We start from the raw sequence: 14329 nt of genomic DNA, 5'->3' as shown, positions 1-14329 counted from the left end.
TACGTCCAACGATGTCTTGCTCGAGGCAAGACCCGACGCGACGCCCTCCGCCTCCTCAAACGAGCCATCATCCGCGAGCTCTACCCCGCCTTGACTCGATAGGAGCTTCGAAACCAACTGATCCGCGGACACGACCGTGTCTCGATACGCCGGGCGCTCGTTCCTCGCCCCCGACTTGGGGGCAGAACGCTGGTGGCACCAGGGGATCAAGCTCGCCCAGGTGCCACCGCTGACACGTGATCCCTCGGCTACCAGGCGTGCACCAGTAACTGCCGCTGCGGGGGTGTCCCGACGGTCGGCGCCCAATTCGGAAGGGTAGATCGCCGCGTGGGTACCGGGGCCACGTGTTGCTTGTTGAGTTCTTGGAGCCCTTTCTACGCCGGACCGCGGGCGTGTTCAAGGCTTGTATTTGCCGCCCGTCGGGAGGACGGTGGGCAGGTCTGTGCCGGCGCTGGGCGGGTGGTGCTCAGGCCGACTGGTTGCCGCGACGTACGCCGACCCAGAACGCGGCGCCGACGGCGACGACCCCACCGACGGCGAGCGCCGCGAGCGTGGGCTTGGGCGGGACCGGGAGCCGCGACTGCAGCGCGACCGGCTTGACGAAGATCAGCACCGGCCAGCCCCGCTCGGAGGCGACCTTGCGCAGCTCCTTGTCGGGGTTCACGACGTGGGGGAAGCCGACGGCCTCGAGCATCGGGAGGTCGGTGATCGAGTCGCTGTAGCCGTAGCTGCGGGCGAGGTCGTAGCCGCGCGTCTCGGCGAGCTCGCGGACGGCGCGGGCCTTCTCCTCGGCGAAGGCGTAGTAGGAGATCTCGCCGGTGTACTTGCCCTCGACCTCCTCCAGCCGGGTCGCGACGACGCGGTCGGCGCCGAGCATGGCGCCGATCGGCTCGACGACCTCGCTGCCGGAGGTGGAGACGATGACGACGTCGCGGCCGACCGAGTGGTGCTCCTCGATGAGCCGGACGGCCTCGTCGTAGACGATCGGGTCCACCACGTTGTGCAGCGTGTCGGCGACGATCTCGCGCACGGTGGCGACGTCCCAGCCGGCGACGAGGTGCGACATGAACTGGCGCATCTTCTCGACCTGGTCGTGGTCGGCGGCGCCGACCATGAAGAGGAACTGGGCGTACGCCGAGCGGATGACCCCGCGCCGCGAGATCAGCCCGCCGGCCTGGAACGGCTTGCTGAACGCCAGGACGCTCGACTTGGCGATGATCGTCTTGTCGAGGTCGAAGAACGCTGCCGGTCGGCCAGCCATGCGCCCATCGTAGGTGCGGACCCCCATCACACGGGCCACATTACGGGCCAGTTGTCATCCACAGGCGGCGTTTCACGGGTGGTTGTCCACAGGCTGGTCGTACGCCGGCGTACCGATGTCGGTGCTCGGCGAGGAGATGGCCATGTCCGAATCCTTCGCACCCCTGCTGGTGGCCACCGATGAATCCCTCCTCGCCGAGCTCATGCAGCTCGCGGCCGCGGCCGACGTCACGCCCGTCGTCGCCCGTGACCCGTTCGACGCCCTGCTCGCGTGGGCGCGCGCCCCCGTCGTCCTCGTCGGGCTCGACCTCGCGCCTGCCCTGGCGCAGGTCTCGCCCGACCCGCGGCCGGAGGTCCACCTCGTCACGCGGGGTGCGCCACCGGACCGTGCCTACCAGCTCGCGCTGCAGCTGGGCGCGCGTCAGGTCGTCGACGTCGGAGTCTCCTCCGGCTGGCTCGTCGAGCTGCTCAGCGACCTGACCGAGGATGCGCCCGGCCGCGCCGACGTGATCGGCGTGATCGGTGCGACCGGCGGCTCGGGCGCCACGACGTTCGCGTGCGCGCTCGGGCAGGCGGCGAGCCGGCGCGGCGACGCCGTGGTCGTCGACTGCGACCCGCAGGGGCCGGGGCTGGACCGGGTCCTCGGCATGGAGACCGCCGAGGGCTTCCGGTGGGATGCCCTCTGCTCGACGACGGGGCGCATCTCGGCCCGGGCGCTGCGCGAGGCGTTGCCGCGCCGCGGGCGGCTGGGCGTGCTGAGCTGGTACGTCGACGCCTCACCGCAGACCCTGCAGGCGTTCGCGGTCCGGGAGGCGCTGTCCGCCGCCCGGCGCGGGCACCGCGTGGTCGTGGTGGACCTGCCGAGGTCGCCCGACAAGCTGATCGACGAGGTGGCGGCGCGCTGCGACCGACTGTTGGTGATGACGCCCGCCGACGTCGTCGGTGTGGCCGGTGCGGCCCGGATGCGGGCGCGCTTCGGCGAGCACCCGGACGTCGGCCTGGTGCTGCGCGGCGAGGGTCTGCGGGCTGAGGAGGTCCGCGGTGCCGTGCGCCTGCCGGTGGTGACGCAGATGCGCGCCCAGCGCGGGGTCGCGGAGGCGATCGACCTGGGCCTGGGTCCGTTGCGCTCGTTGCGCGGCCCGCTCGCGCGGTCGTGTGCCGACGTGCTGGGTGAGCTGTCGTGAGCGACCCGGAGGTCGCGGTGCTGGTCGAGGCGGCGCGCTCCCACCTGTCGCGGAGTCCGGGGGACCTGACGCCCCACCGGGTCGCCGAAGGGCTGCGCGCCGCCGGGCGCCCGGTCGGCGACGCCACGGTGCTCGCGGTGTTCGACGCGCTGCGCCGCGACGCCGTGGGAGCAGGCCCGCTGGAGCCGCTGCTGCGGATGCCCGGCGTGACCGACGTGCTCGTCAACGGCCCCGGCGTGGTGCGCATCGACCGCGGCGACGGTCCCGAGGTGACCGACGTCGTGATCGGCTCCGAGGAGGAGTGTCGACGGCTGGCCCAGCGGCTGGTGGCCTCGGGAGGCCGGCGCCTGGACGACGCCCAACCCTTTGCGGACGTGCGGCTGCCCGACGGGACCCGCTGCCACGCGGTGCTGGCGCCGTTGGCGCATCCCGGTACGGCGATCTCGCTGCGGGTGCCCCGCTCCGGCGGGTTCAGCCTGGCCGAGCTCGAGGCTGCCGGCACGCTCACCCGCGAGACGGCCGAGCTGCTGCGGCTGGTCGTCACGACCCGGCTCGCGGTGCTGGTCAGCGGTGGCACCGGAACCGGCAAGACGACGCTGCTGTCCGCGCTGCTCGGCGAGGTCGGCCCGGCCGAGCGGATCGTCGTCGTCGAGGATGCCGCCGAGCTGCGGCCGGCGCATCCGCAGGTGGTGGCGCTCGAGGCGCGGCCGGCCAACATCGAGGGCAGCGGCGCGGTGGTGCTGCGCGACCTGGTCCGGCAGGCGCTGCGGATGCGTCCCGACCGGCTGGTCGTCGGCGAGGTCCGCGACGCGGCGGTCGTCGACCTGCTCGCCGCGATGAACACCGGCCACGAGGGCGGTGCCGGGACCGTCCACGCCAACTCGGCGGCCGATGTCCCCGCCCGCATCGAGGCGCTCGCCCTGACCGCGGGACTGGGTCGCGCTGCCGCGCACAGCCAGCTGGCCTCCGCGGTCGACGTCGTGCTGCACATGGCGCGCGACGGCGGCGGTCGGCGGCTCGGTGAGATCGCGCTGCTCGAGCGTGATCGCGACGGCTGGGTGCACACGGTTCCGGCCGGGACGGTCGGTCCGGACGGCGTCTTCGCGGAGGGTCCCGCCGCCGACCGCCTGATCGACCTCATCGAGGGGCGGCGGTGATGGGCGCGGCCGTTGCCGGCCTCGCCGTGGCGGCGGGGGTGGCGCTGCTGCTGCCGGTCGGTCCGTCGCTGGAGGGGGAGCGGAGGCAGGTCCCGCGCCTCCTGGTCCTCGCGCCCCTGCTGCTGGTCCCCCTCGCCGACGGCTCGCTCGCCGCGCTGGCGGTGATCGCCGGTGTCGCCGCTGTGGCGGTCGCGCGGCTGCTGCGGCGACAAGCCGTGGTGCGCCAGGCCCGTGAGGCGCGGACGCGGGTCATCGAGGTCTGCGAGGCGCTCCAGGTCGAGCTCGGCGCCGGCCAGTCGCCGGTCGACGCCCTCGCGCTGGCCGTGCACGACTGGCCCGCGATCGAGCCGGCCGCGCGCACGGCGCGCAGCGGAGGCGACGTACCCCCTGTCCTGCGGGAGCTCGCGGCGCTGCCCGGTGCGCAGGACCTGCGGATCGTCGCGGCGGCGTGGCAGGTCGCGCACCGGACGGGGCACGGGCTCGCCGACGCTGTCGGCCGGGTCGCTGCCGACCTGCGGGCGGCCGAGCAGACCCGGCGCGTGGTGGCCGGTGAGCTCGCCTCCGCCCGCGCCACCTCGCGGCTGGTCGCGGTGCTGCCCGTCGCGGCGCTGGTGCTCGGGAGCGGAGCAGGCGCGAACCCGTGGGCCTTCCTCCTCGGTACGCCGGGCGGCTGGGCCTGTCTCGCCGGGGGCCTCGCCTGCGGCATCGCCGGCCTGGCCTGGATCGAGGCACTCGCCGCCGACGTGGAGCGCGACCGATGAGCGGGTGGGCGCTGCTGGCGGCGCTCGCCGCGGCCGGTGCCGTCGCCCTCGGCCTGACGACGCGGCGGCGGCTCGAGGTGATCAGCTCCGGTGGAGAGCGTCCCCGGGCGACCACGGACGGCCTGCTCCGGCGCTGGAGGCTGCTCTGGGCGGCCCTCGGCGGCCTGGGTGCTGCTCTCCTCGTCGGTGGCCTCGCCGGCGCCGCGCTGGGCGTCCTGGCGGCTGTGGGGGTGTGGGCCGCGGCCGGGCGGATCGAGCCGGCCGGCGTACGTCGTGAGCGGGAGGAGGTACGCCGCGACCTGCCGTACGTCGTCGCCCTCCTCGCCGCCGCCCTCCGCTCCGGCGCCGCGCCGGCACCCGCGATCGGGCTGGTGACCCGCGCCCTGCCGGGCGCTGCGTCCGCGCGGCTGGCCGGCGTCGCCGCTCGGCTCGAGCTGGGTGGCGACCCGGCCGCCGTCTGGCGCTCGCTGGCGGCGGACGACGTGCTGGCCCCGCTCGGCCGAGCCCTGGCACGGGCGCACCGCACCGGTTCGCCGGTAGTGGCCGAGATCGAGCGGCTCGGCGACGAGCTGGCCCGCCGTTCCCGGGCGGAGGTGGAGGACCGGGCACGGGCGGTCGGCGTACGCGCTGCGGTGCCGTTGGGCGTCTGCCTGCTGCCGGCCTTCCTGCTGCTCGGGATCGTGCCGCTCGTCGTCGGGCTGGCCGGTTCGATCGGCTGGTGAGCCCGTCGCTCCAGCCCCGTTCGTCACACGGCGGGCCAGTTCTCGTCCACCGGCCTGTGGACGAGCGCGTGCTCTCCACAGGCCGGGAGGCAGGGGGCCGGCGATGTCGGCGTACGGCCGGAGGGTGGGTACGCCGCGGTCGCATCGGGTGACCGCTCGAACCACAGGAGCCGCCATGTCCCTGACCACCCTCCGCCCGCGCGACGAGCGGGGCATCACCACCGCGGAGTACGCCGTCGGCACGGCCGCCGGCGCCGGCCTCGCGGGCCTGCTGTTCAAGCTGCTGACCGGCAGCTTCGGCGACGGTCTGCTGCACAAGCTGTTCGACCACGTCCTGTCGCTGCTCGGCATCGGCTGAGCGATGGCGCGGACGCAACGTGGCGCGGCCACCGCCGAGCTGGCGATGGGCCTTCCGTTGCTGTTCGCGGTGACGCTGGGCCTGGTCTGGCTGCTGTCGGTCGGCACCGCCCAGATGCGGACCGTCGACGCCGCGCGCGAGGCCGCTCGAGCACTCGCGCGTGGCGACGACCCGGCCGCTGCGGTCGCGGCCGGCGCGAAGGTCGCGCCCGACGGGGTCACCGTCCACGTCGACGACTCGGGCCGGCAGGTGGTCGCGATCGCCGCGGGCCGGGTCGCCGGGCCGGGTGGCATCTTCGGCTTCCTGCCCGGCGCCGACGTGCACGCCGAGGCGGTCTCGTTGGCCGAGGAGGAAGGCTCATGACGCGGTCCGAGCGCGGCGGCGCGACGGTCCTGGTCGTGGCGTGCCTGGGCCTGCTGCTGTTCGTCGGGGCGGCGCTCGGGGTCGTCGCCGCGATGGCCGCCGCGCACCGGAGGGCCCAGGCCGCCGCCGACCTCGCCGCGCTCGGCGCAGCACAGGTCCTCCAGCGCGGCGGCGACGCCTGCGGGCAGGCCGCCGTCCTGGCGAGCGCCAACGGCGCCCGGATCGGTGGCTGCTCGATCGAGGGTCGAGCGGTGCGGGTGACCGTCAGCGTGACCGGCCCACGATGGCTCGGCCAGCGCGCCGACCTGTCCGCCGAGGCGCGGGCCGGACCCGCGGAGTAGATCGCCTCAGTCGTCGAGCAGGGCGTTGAGCAGGAGGACGGCGCCGCGCTTGTCGAGGGGATCGTTGCCGTTGCCGCACTTGGGCGACTGGATGCACGAGGGGCAGCCGGCGTCGCACTCGCAGGCGGCGATGGTGTCGCGGGTGGCGGTGAGCCAGGTGCGGGCCGTCCGGTAGCCGCGCTGGGCGAAGCCGGCGCCGCCCGGGTGGCCGTCGTGGACGAAGACGGTCAGCTGCCCGGTGTCGGGGTGCACCGCGGTGGAGACACCGCCGATGTCCCACCGGTCGCAGGTCGCGAAGAGCGGGAGCAGGCCGATCGAGCAGTGCTCGGCTGCGTGCGCGGCGCCGGGCAGGTCCACGCGCGCCAGATCGGTCCGTTCCAGCACCTCCTCGGGCACGGTCCACCAGACCGCCGTGGTGCGCAGCGTCCGCGACGGGAGGTCGAGCGGGGTCTCGTCGAGGACCTCGCCGGTCACCGCCCGGCGACGGAGGTAGGACACCACCTGGCTGGAGACGTCGACGGTGCCGGTTGCGAGCCGGCACTCGCCCCAGGCGACGGACTCGGCCTCGGCGACGATCGAGATGTCCGTGATCTCGCGGGCGGTGGTGCTGAAGTCCAGGTCGCGGCGCACCATCACCGCAACGTGGTCGTCGAGGTCGAGCGACTCGACCTGCCAGGTCTCGCCCCGGTGCAGATAGACCGCTCCCGGGTGGGCGACCGAGTGCGCCCTCCCGCCGTCGACGGTCCCGACGACCCGGCCGCTCTCGTCCTCGATCAGCTGCACCGCGCCGGCCCCGCTCGAGCGGATGTCGGCGAGGTCGGAGGCGCGACGGCTGTCGGTCCAGTACCAACCGGATGCCCGGCGCCGCAGCAGCCCCGCCTCGGTCAGCCCACCGAGGATCTCCCGGGTCCGCGGGCCGAAGTGCTCGAGCTCGTCGCTGCGGATCGGCAGCTCCTGCGCGGCCGCGCAGAGGTGGGGCCCGAGGACGTAGGGGTTGTCGGTGTCGAAGACGGTGCCCTCGACGGGTGCGCCCAACAGCGCGGAGGGATGGTGGACGAGGTAGGTGTCGAGCGGGTCGTCGCGGGCGACCAGCATCCCCAGGGCGCCGCCGGCCCCGCGTCCGGCCCGGCCGACCTGCTGCCAGAACGCCGCCCGGGTGCCGGGATAGCCGGCGACGATGACGGCGTCCAGGCCGGCGATGTCGATGCCGAGCTCGAGCGCGTTCGTCGCTGCCATGCCGAGCAGCCGGCCGGCGCGCAGGTCCTCCTCGAGAGCACGGCGCTCCTCGGGCAGGTAGCCACCGCGGTACGGCGCGACCCGGCCCGCCAGCGCGGGATCCACCTCGGCCAGCAGCTCACCGGCCCGCAGCGCCACCGTCTCCACGCCGCGACGCGACCGCACGAACGCCAGGGTGCGGACGTCGTCGATCACCAGGTCGGTGAGCAGGTCGGCGGTCTCGGACGTGGCGGGGCGGCGCACGGGAGCGCCCTGCTCCCCGGTGTGCTCGGTCAGCGGCGGCTCCCACAGCGCGATCGACACCTGGCCGCGTGGAGAGCCGTCCTCGGTGACGGCGACGACCGGCAGCCCGGTCAGGCGGCCGGCCGCGACCTCCGGCTCCGCGACGGTCGCCGAGGCGAGGATGAACACCGGCTCCGCGCCGTACGCCGTGCAGACACGACGCAGCCGCCGGACGATCTGAGCGACGTGCGCGCCGAAGACCCCGCGGTAGTGGTGGCACTCGTCGATCACGACGTACTGCAGCGATCCGAAGAACCGCGCCCAGCGGTGGTGGCCGGGCAGCAGCGAGCGGTGCAGCATGTCGGGGTTGGTCAGGACGTACTCGGCGTGGTCGCGGGTCCACTCCCGCTGCTCGGGCGAGCTGTCGCCGTCGTGCGTGGCCACCCGGACGTCGAGTCCGAGGCCGGAGATCGAGGACCACTGGTCCTGGGCGAGCGCCTTGGTCGGGGCGACGTACAGGACCGAGGCGCCGCGTTGCCCGCGCGGCCCGCGTGACTCCCGGATCGCGGTCAGGGCGGGGAGCAGGTAGGCGAGCGACTTGCCGGACGCCGTACCGGTCGCCAGGACGACGCTCGACCCCGAACGAGCGGCCGATGCCGCCGCGACCTGGTGCGCCCACGGTGCGACCACCCCGCGCGATCGGTAGGCGGCCACGACCGAAGGATCGGCCCACGCGGGCCACGGAGCGGTCACCGCCGCACGGGCGGGAAGCACCTCCAGGTGGGTCAGCCGATCGGCCCGTCCCGGGGCCGCCACGAGCCTCGCGAGCACCGCCTGAGCATCGATCCCGGAGGCGGGAACGGGGATCGGCACGGCACTCACCCGACGATCGTGACACGGACCTCCGACGGTCCTGGGAAGGTCCCGGGAACCGATGCGCGTGCCCGTACGTCACAAGAGGCGATGCAAGGGAACAGCAAGCGTGGTTTGATATCACTCGCTGACGAGTCGGAATATCTCTGGAGTGGTCGTGGACTTGACACTGTCGACGCGTGAAGTCGCCGGTCGCACGATCGTCGCCGTGGGGGGCGAGATCGATGTGTACACCGCGCCCAAGCTGCGCGATGCCATCAGTGACCTCGTCGCCGCGGGCAGCTACCAGCTGGTCGTGGACATGACCGAGGTCGAGTTCCTCGACTCCACCGGTCTGGGTGTCCTGGTCGGCGGCCTGAAGAAGGTCCGCGCGCAGGACGGCGCCCTCGAGCTGGTCTGCAACAACGACCGGCTCCTCAAGATCTTCAAGATCACGGGCCTGGCGAAGGTCTTCGTGATCCACGAGACGGTGGACGCGGTTCTCGTCTGAGCACCCTCGGCGTCCCGTGGCCGACCCGACTAGCCTCGGACCCGTGACCCTGGGACCCGCTCTCGCCGCTTCGCTCCGGACCGCCCTCGAGGACGCCGACTTCACCTACGACGCCGTCAGCGAGCTCCTCGGCCCCGAGGCCCACCAGGCACTGAGCCGCAACGAGACCACGCCGGCCTACCGGCGTACGGCGCGCGACACCGGCCCGTTGGCCACGCTGATCAAGCTCTTCCTGCTCCAGCGCGAGGTCGACCGCGCCGACGCCGAGCGCGCGCTGCCGGGGATCGTCGACCAGATGGCCGCCGACGGCTTCCTGGTCAGCAGCATCGGCGAGGTCGCGGCCCGCCTGGACTGTCGCCCGTACGACGCGGACGGCACCGACCTGTGGGTGGTCAGCGACCTGACGCCGGGCCTGGACGGCAGCCCGACCGTGGTCAGCGGCAACTACGTCCTCGGCATCAGCGCCGCATCGTCCTCCCTGGCCCAGCTCACGCTCCGCCACGACGTGACCAGCTCCCTCGACCTCGGCACCGGCTGCGGGGTGCAGGCCCTGCACCTGGCCGAGCACAGCGACCGCGTCGTCGCGACCGACGTCAACCCGCGCGCGCTGGCGCTGGCCCGGTTCAACGCCCAGCTCAACGAGGTCGAGGACAAGGTCGACGTACGCGACAGCTCGTTCTTCGAGGGCCTGCAGGGCGAGAAGTTCGACCTGATCGCCACGAACCCGCCGTTCGTGATCTCGCCGGCCACCGGCGAGCGGCTCGTCTACCGCGACTCCGGCCTGCCCGGCGACCGTGTCGTCGAGCACATCGTCCGCACCGCCCCGCAGCACCTCAACGACGGTGGCTGGCTGCAGATCCTGGGCAACTGGGTGATCGACCAGGACCGCCCGTGGGACGAGCGGCTGGCCGCCTGGCTGCCGGCCGAGTGCGACTCGTTCGTCGTCCAGCGCGAGGTCCTCGACCCGGCGTCGTACGTCGAGCTCTGGCTCAAGGACTCCGGCCACCACCCCTCGACCGGTGGTGACCGCCGCCAGTACGCCGAGCGGTACGACACCTGGCTCTCCTGGATGGAGCACCAGAAGATCGGCGGCATCGGCTTCGGCTGGATCAACGTCCACAAGGCCCCGACCGGCTCGACCGGCGGGCACACCGAGCTCCTCGAGTGGCCCTACGACGTCGAGCAGCCGATCGCGCCGGCGCTGGGCGCGTGGGCGACCCAGGTCGCCACGGCCGCACAGGTGACCGCCGGCAGCACCCTCACGCTCCGCGAGGACATCGTCCAGGAGACGCAGGGCGCCGCGGGCGCCGAGGACCCCGCCACCATCGTGCTGCGCCAGCAGCGCGGCCTGCGGCGCGCCCGCCAGGCCGACACCGTCGTCGCCGCCGTGGTCGGCGCCTGCGACGGCGAGCTGACGCTCGGGCAGATCCTCGACGCGGTCGCCGAGATCCTCGAGCGCGACGCGGCCAGCCTGCGTGAGGTCTACCTCCCCGAGATCCAGGAGCTCGTCCGCGAAGGCTTCCTCGAGGGCTGATGTCCTCCTACGGCACGATCCCTCCACCGCCGGAGGAGCCGAGGAGCTCGAGGACCAGGACGTTCGAGCCCGCCGAGCCACGGCGGACCCGCCCGACGACGATCGTGGCGGCCGCGGTCACCGTGCTCGTGTTCGTCACCGCGGTCGTGCTGCTCAAGATCAGCGGGCACGACGAGCCGGCGGTCGCCCCACCGCCCGAGCCGGCGTACGTCGCCCCGACGTCGCAGCCGAGCGCCCTCCCGACCCCGCTCGGCTCCGTCGTCCCCTCGACGCTGGAGTGCAACGGCGGCCAGCCCGGGCTGCGGGACCTGCACGGCCCGTGGATGACCGGCGGCGGGCTGCGCGCACCGTCGATGATCGGCCAGGGCTACCGGTACTCCCCGTCGGTCGGCGTGGGCTTCACCTTCCTCACCGACAGCGTCGGCACCGCCCGGACGGTGGCCAAGGGCTGGATCTCGTCGATCGTCGTCGGGACCCTGCCGCGGGCCAACGGGTTCACCCGGCTCGAGCGGTCGGCGCGCGCGGTCATCGCCTGCCTGGCCAACGACCCCACGGGCTACAGCGGGGCCTACCGGCTGGTCGACCGTGGGGCCCACGCGATCCGGGTCGACGGCCACCGGGCGTTCATCGCGCAGGCCGACATCCTGGTCAAGGAGCCGGGTCTCACGGTGCCCGGGGACCGGGTGCGAGCGGTCGTCGTCGATACCGGCAACCGACGCGGGTTCGGCCTGTTCCTGGTCGCCACGCCGGTCGGCGACGCCCCGGGTCTGCGGCTCCAGAAGCGGCTCGTGGCGCAGCTCCGGCTGGGGTGAACCGGCCCACACCACGGCGTACGGCCGCTAGCACTTTGGAGAAAGCGCGCTAACGTGACTCGCCGTGAGCGCCGGAACTCGGGCCCCGGCACCGCCTCACGAGCCCGCAGCACCCCCGCAGCAGCACTGAACAGCGCAGCAGATAGGTAGTCCTTGTGGCACACAAGTTGGTGATCGTCGAGTCGCCTGCCAAGGCCCGCACCATTGGCGGGTACCTCGGTGACGGCTTCGTCGTCGAGTCCTCCATCGGCCACATCCGCGACCTTCCGAACAACGCCGCGGACACGCCGGCGAAGATCAAGGACAAGCCCTGGGGCCGACTGGCGATCGACGTCGACCACGGCTTCACGCCGTACTACGTGGTGCCGCGCGACAAGAAGTCGCACATCTCCAAGCTCAAGCAGCTCCTCAAGGACGCCGACGAGCTCTACCTCGCCACGGATGGTGACCGCGAGGGAGAGGCCATCGCCTGGCACCTGCTCGACGAGCTCAAGCCCAAGAACATCCCCGTGCACCGGATGGTCTTCCACGAGATCACCAAGCCGGCGATCCAGGAGGCCGCGGCCAACCCGCGCGAGCTCGACATGGACCTCGTCGAGGCCCAGGAGACGCGTCGCCTGCTCGACCGCCTCTACGGCTACGAGATCAGCCCGGTCCTGTGGCGCAAGGTGATGTCCGGCCTGTCCGCCGGCCGCGTCCAGTCCGTCGCGACCCGGCTCGTGGTCGACCGTGAGAAGGAGCGGATGGCCTTTCGCGCCGCCTCCTACTGGGACCTCGAGGGCACCTTCGACGCCGGCTCCAACCGCGACCCCCGGATGTTCCCGGCCAAGCTGCACTCCGTCGACGGCGCCCGCGTCGCCACCGGCAGCAACTTCGGCCAGGACGGCCTGCTCAAGTCCTCGGCGAAGGGCGTCGTCCACCTCGACCGGAGCAAGGCCGAGGCGCTCACGACGGCCCTCGAGGACACGACGTACGACGTCCGCTCCGTCGAGTCCAAGCCGTACAAGCGCTCGCCGTACGCCCCCTTCCGCACCACCACGCTGCAGCAGGAGGCCGGCCGCAAGCTCGGCATGAGCGCGCAGGTGACCATGTCGGTCGCCCAGCGCCTCTACGAGAACGGCTTCATCACCTACATGCGTACCGACTCCACGACCCTGTCCGGGTCCGCGATCGGTGCGGCCCGGGCGCAGGTCCAGGAGCTGTACGGCGCCGAGTACCTCCCGCCGAGCCCCCGCGTGTACGCCTCGAAGGTCAAGAACGCCCAGGAGGCGCACGAGGCCATCCGCCCGGCCGGCGACAGCTTCCGCACGCCGGCGCAGACCGGCCTCACCGGCGACCAGTTCCGTCTCTACGAGCTGATCTGGATGCGTACGGTCGCCTCCCAGATGAAGGACGCCGTCGGCCAGTCCGTCTCGATCCGCCTCGGCGGCGCGGCCAGCTCCGGCGAGGACGTCGTCTTCTCCGCGTCGGGTCGCGTGATCACCTTCCACGGCTTCCTCAAGGCGTACGTCGAGGGCACCGACGAAGGTGCCGCCAAGGACGACTCCGAGACTCGGCTGCCCAACCTCGTCGAGGGTGACCGCGTCTCCGCGGCCAGCCTCAGCGCGAGCGGTCACGAGACCAAGCCGCCGGCGCGCTTCACCGAGGCCACCTTGATCAAGGACCTCGAGGACCGCGAGATCGGCCGGCCGTCGACGTACGCCTCGATCATCTCCACGATCCAGAACCGCGGCTACGTCTACAAGAAGGGCACCGCGCTGGTGCCGGCGTGGATCGCGTTCTCCGTGGTGCGGCTGCTGACCGAGCACTTCACCCGGCTCATCGACTACGAGTTCACCGCCGGCCTGGAGGACGTCCTCGACGAGATCTCCCGTGGCGAGAAGCACAAGGTCGACGAGCTGAAGGAGTTCTACTTCGGCTCCGACAAGCTGGTCGGCGTCAAGCCGCTGGTCGAGGGCCTGGGTGACATCGACGCCAAGGCGCTGGCCACCTTCCCCGTGCTCGACGAGGAGGGCAAGCCGACCGGCATCGACCTGCGCGTGGGCAAGTTCGGCCCGTACCTCGAGGCTCCGCCGGAGGACGGCGAGGGTGCCGGCGTACGCGCCAACGTCCCCGACGACCTGCCGCCCGACGAGCTGACCGCAGCCAAGGCGCGGGAGCTGCTGGCCAACCCGGCCGGCGAGGAGATCGAGCTCGGCAACCACCCCGAGACCGGTCTGCGCGTCGTCGCCAAGAACGGTCGCTTCGGCCCCTACGTCACCGAGCAGCTGCCCGAGGACGCGCCCAAGAGCGCCAAGGCCCGCACGGGCTCGCTGTTCAAGTCGATGTCGCTCGACACCGTCACCCTCGAGGACGCGGTCAAGCTGATCTCGCTGCCGCGCGTCGTCGGCGCCGACCCGGAGTCCGGCGAGGAGATCACGGCCCAGAACGGTCGCTACGGGCCGTACCTCAAGAAGGGCACCGACTCGCGCTCGATCGGGTCGGAGGACCAGATCTTCTCGATCACCCTCGACGAGGCGCTGAAGATCTACAGCCAGCCCAAGCAGCGCGGTCGCGCCGCCGCGGCCCCGCCGCTCAAGGAGCTCGGCAACGACCCCGTCTCGGGTCAGCCGATCGTGGTCAAGGCCGGCCGCTTCGGTGAGTACGTCACCGACGGCGAGTACAACGCCACCCTGCGCAAGGACGACACCGTCGAGGGCATCACCCCCGAGCGGGCCGCCGAGCTGCTGGCCGAGCGCCGGGCGAAGGGTCCGGCGAAGAAGACGGCCAAGAAGACCACGAAGAAGGCTCCTGCCAAGAAGGCGGCGGCGAAGAAGACGGCTGCCAAGAAGGCTCCCGCCAAGAAGGCCGCCGCGAAGAAGACGGCTGCCAAGAAGGCCTGAGGCGATTCGCCGACGGTGCAGGTTTCCCAAGGTATGTAGGGAAACCTGCGCTTCCCATGGGTTGCAACGCCGCGGAATCCATCGGTCTAAGCAACGCTGACCCGCAAGGAGCGTTGTGGTGCGTAGAGCGATCC

Annotated in this window: 14 protein-coding genes; 11 read left to right on the top strand and 3 right to left on the bottom strand. The window is 72.8% G+C overall.

What is annotated here, in order from left to right; translation table 11 throughout:
• Positions 1-466: 466 nt before the first annotated feature.
• Positions 467-1261, bottom strand: coding sequence for an HAD family hydrolase (locus ACYVJ3_RS16525; protein ID WP_460854176.1), 795 nt, complete (start codon positions 1259-1261; stop codon positions 467-469).
• A gap of 142 nt (positions 1262-1403) precedes the next feature.
• Here ACYVJ3_RS16525 and ssd point away from each other — a divergent pair, with 142 nt between their 5' ends.
• From ssd to ACYVJ3_RS16490, 7 genes are all read left to right on the top strand, one after another.
• Positions 1404-2444 (top strand): septum site-determining protein Ssd, encoded by a 1041-nt coding sequence (gene ssd, locus ACYVJ3_RS16520; RefSeq protein WP_460854175.1) that lies wholly within the window; start codon positions 1404-1406, stop codon positions 2442-2444.
• The gene (locus tag ACYVJ3_RS16515; protein WP_460854174.1) at positions 2441-3601 is read left to right on the top strand and encodes a TadA family conjugal transfer-associated ATPase; all 1161 of its coding nucleotides are present in this window, start codon (positions 2441-2443) and stop codon (positions 3599-3601) included. Before ssd ends, ACYVJ3_RS16515 begins: the two co-directional genes overlap by 4 nt.
• Positions 3601-4362 (top strand): type II secretion system F family protein, encoded by a 762-nt coding sequence (locus tag ACYVJ3_RS16510; protein ID WP_460854173.1) that lies wholly within the window; start codon positions 3601-3603, stop codon positions 4360-4362. The genes ACYVJ3_RS16515 and ACYVJ3_RS16510 overlap by 1 nt, the downstream gene beginning before the upstream one ends.
• Positions 4359-5084: a type II secretion system F family protein gene (locus ACYVJ3_RS16505; protein WP_460854172.1), complete on the top strand. Its 726-nt coding sequence runs from the start codon at positions 4359-4361 to the stop codon at positions 5082-5084. The genes ACYVJ3_RS16510 and ACYVJ3_RS16505 overlap by 4 nt, the downstream gene beginning before the upstream one ends.
• Before the next feature lie 175 nt (positions 5085-5259).
• A complete protein-coding gene (locus ACYVJ3_RS16500; RefSeq protein WP_460854171.1) occupies positions 5260-5442 on the top strand; it encodes a DUF4244 domain-containing protein in 183 nt (60 codons plus the stop codon).
• Positions 5443-5445: 3 nt separating this feature from the next.
• Positions 5446-5805: a TadE family type IV pilus minor pilin gene (locus tag ACYVJ3_RS16495; RefSeq protein ID WP_460854170.1), complete on the top strand. Its 360-nt coding sequence runs from the start codon at positions 5446-5448 to the stop codon at positions 5803-5805.
• Positions 5802-6146, top strand: coding sequence for an Rv3654c family TadE-like protein (locus tag ACYVJ3_RS16490; RefSeq protein WP_460854169.1), 345 nt, complete (start codon positions 5802-5804; stop codon positions 6144-6146). Before ACYVJ3_RS16495 ends, ACYVJ3_RS16490 begins: the two co-directional genes overlap by 4 nt.
• 6 nt (positions 6147-6152) lie before the next feature.
• On the opposite strand, the gene ACYVJ3_RS16485 is transcribed toward ACYVJ3_RS16490, so the two are convergent.
• On the bottom strand, positions 6153-8486 hold the full coding sequence (locus ACYVJ3_RS16485) for a DEAD/DEAH box helicase (RefSeq protein WP_460854168.1): 2334 nt from the start codon (positions 8484-8486) through the stop codon (positions 6153-6155).
• 142 nt (positions 8487-8628) lie between these two features.
• Here ACYVJ3_RS16485 and ACYVJ3_RS16480 point away from each other — a divergent pair, with 142 nt between their 5' ends.
• Together ACYVJ3_RS16480 and ACYVJ3_RS16475 are read left to right on the top strand one after the other, a co-directional pair.
• Positions 8629-8967: an STAS domain-containing protein gene (locus ACYVJ3_RS16480; protein WP_460854167.1), complete on the top strand. Its 339-nt coding sequence runs from the start codon at positions 8629-8631 to the stop codon at positions 8965-8967.
• Positions 8968-9010: 43 nt separating this feature from the next.
• Positions 9011-10501, top strand: a complete 1491-nt coding sequence (locus ACYVJ3_RS16475; protein WP_460854166.1) for a DUF7059 domain-containing protein — start codon at positions 9011-9013, stop codon at positions 10499-10501.
• A gap of 7 nt (positions 10502-10508) precedes the next feature.
• Here ACYVJ3_RS16475 and ACYVJ3_RS16470 read toward each other — a convergent pair whose 3' ends face one another.
• Positions 10509-10640 carry a hypothetical protein gene (locus ACYVJ3_RS16470; protein WP_460854165.1) on the bottom strand — a complete coding sequence of 44 codons (132 nt, stop codon included), beginning with the start codon at positions 10638-10640 and terminating at the stop codon, positions 10509-10511.
• Between ACYVJ3_RS16470 and ACYVJ3_RS16465 the strand changes: the two genes are divergently transcribed.
• Both ACYVJ3_RS16465 and topA read left to right on the top strand, forming a co-directional pair.
• Positions 10624-11313 carry a hypothetical protein gene (locus tag ACYVJ3_RS16465; protein ID WP_460854164.1) on the top strand — a complete coding sequence of 230 codons (690 nt, stop codon included), beginning with the start codon at positions 10624-10626 and terminating at the stop codon, positions 11311-11313. The two genes, ACYVJ3_RS16470 and ACYVJ3_RS16465, sit on opposite strands and share 17 nt — an antisense overlap.
• A gap of 155 nt (positions 11314-11468) precedes the next feature.
• On the top strand, positions 11469-14195 hold the full coding sequence (topA, locus tag ACYVJ3_RS16460; protein WP_460854163.1) for a type I DNA topoisomerase: 2727 nt from the start codon (positions 11469-11471) through the stop codon (positions 14193-14195).
• Positions 14196-14329: the final 134 nt, after the last annotated feature.

The sequence above is a fragment of the Nocardioides montaniterrae genome, assembly GCF_054782655.1.
Note: the sequence above shows the minus strand (reverse complement) of the source record. Positions and strands in the feature narration are given on the sequence as shown.

What these genes read in the sequence shown, in the direction of transcription:
- ACYVJ3_RS16500 (WP_460854171.1), top strand. Translation starts at nt 5,260, where the DNA reads ATGTCCCTGACCACCCTCCGCCCGCGCGACGAGCGGGGCATCACCACC.
- ACYVJ3_RS16510 (WP_460854173.1), top strand. Translation starts at nt 3,601, where the DNA reads ATGGGCGCGGCCGTTGCCGGCCTCGCCGTGGCGGCGGGGGTGGCGCTG.
- ssd (WP_460854175.1), top strand. Translation starts at nt 1,404, where the DNA reads ATGTCCGAATCCTTCGCACCCCTGCTGGTGGCCACCGATGAATCCCTC.
- ACYVJ3_RS16495 (WP_460854170.1), top strand. Translation starts at nt 5,446, where the DNA reads ATGGCGCGGACGCAACGTGGCGCGGCCACCGCCGAGCTGGCGATGGGC.
- ACYVJ3_RS16505 (WP_460854172.1), top strand. Translation starts at nt 4,359, where the DNA reads ATGAGCGGGTGGGCGCTGCTGGCGGCGCTCGCCGCGGCCGGTGCCGTC.
- ACYVJ3_RS16490 (WP_460854169.1), top strand. Translation starts at nt 5,802, where the DNA reads ATGACGCGGTCCGAGCGCGGCGGCGCGACGGTCCTGGTCGTGGCGTGC.
- ACYVJ3_RS16525 (WP_460854176.1), bottom strand. Translation starts at nt 1,261, where the DNA reads ATGGCTGGCCGACCGGCAGCGTTCTTCGACCTCGACAAGACGATCATC.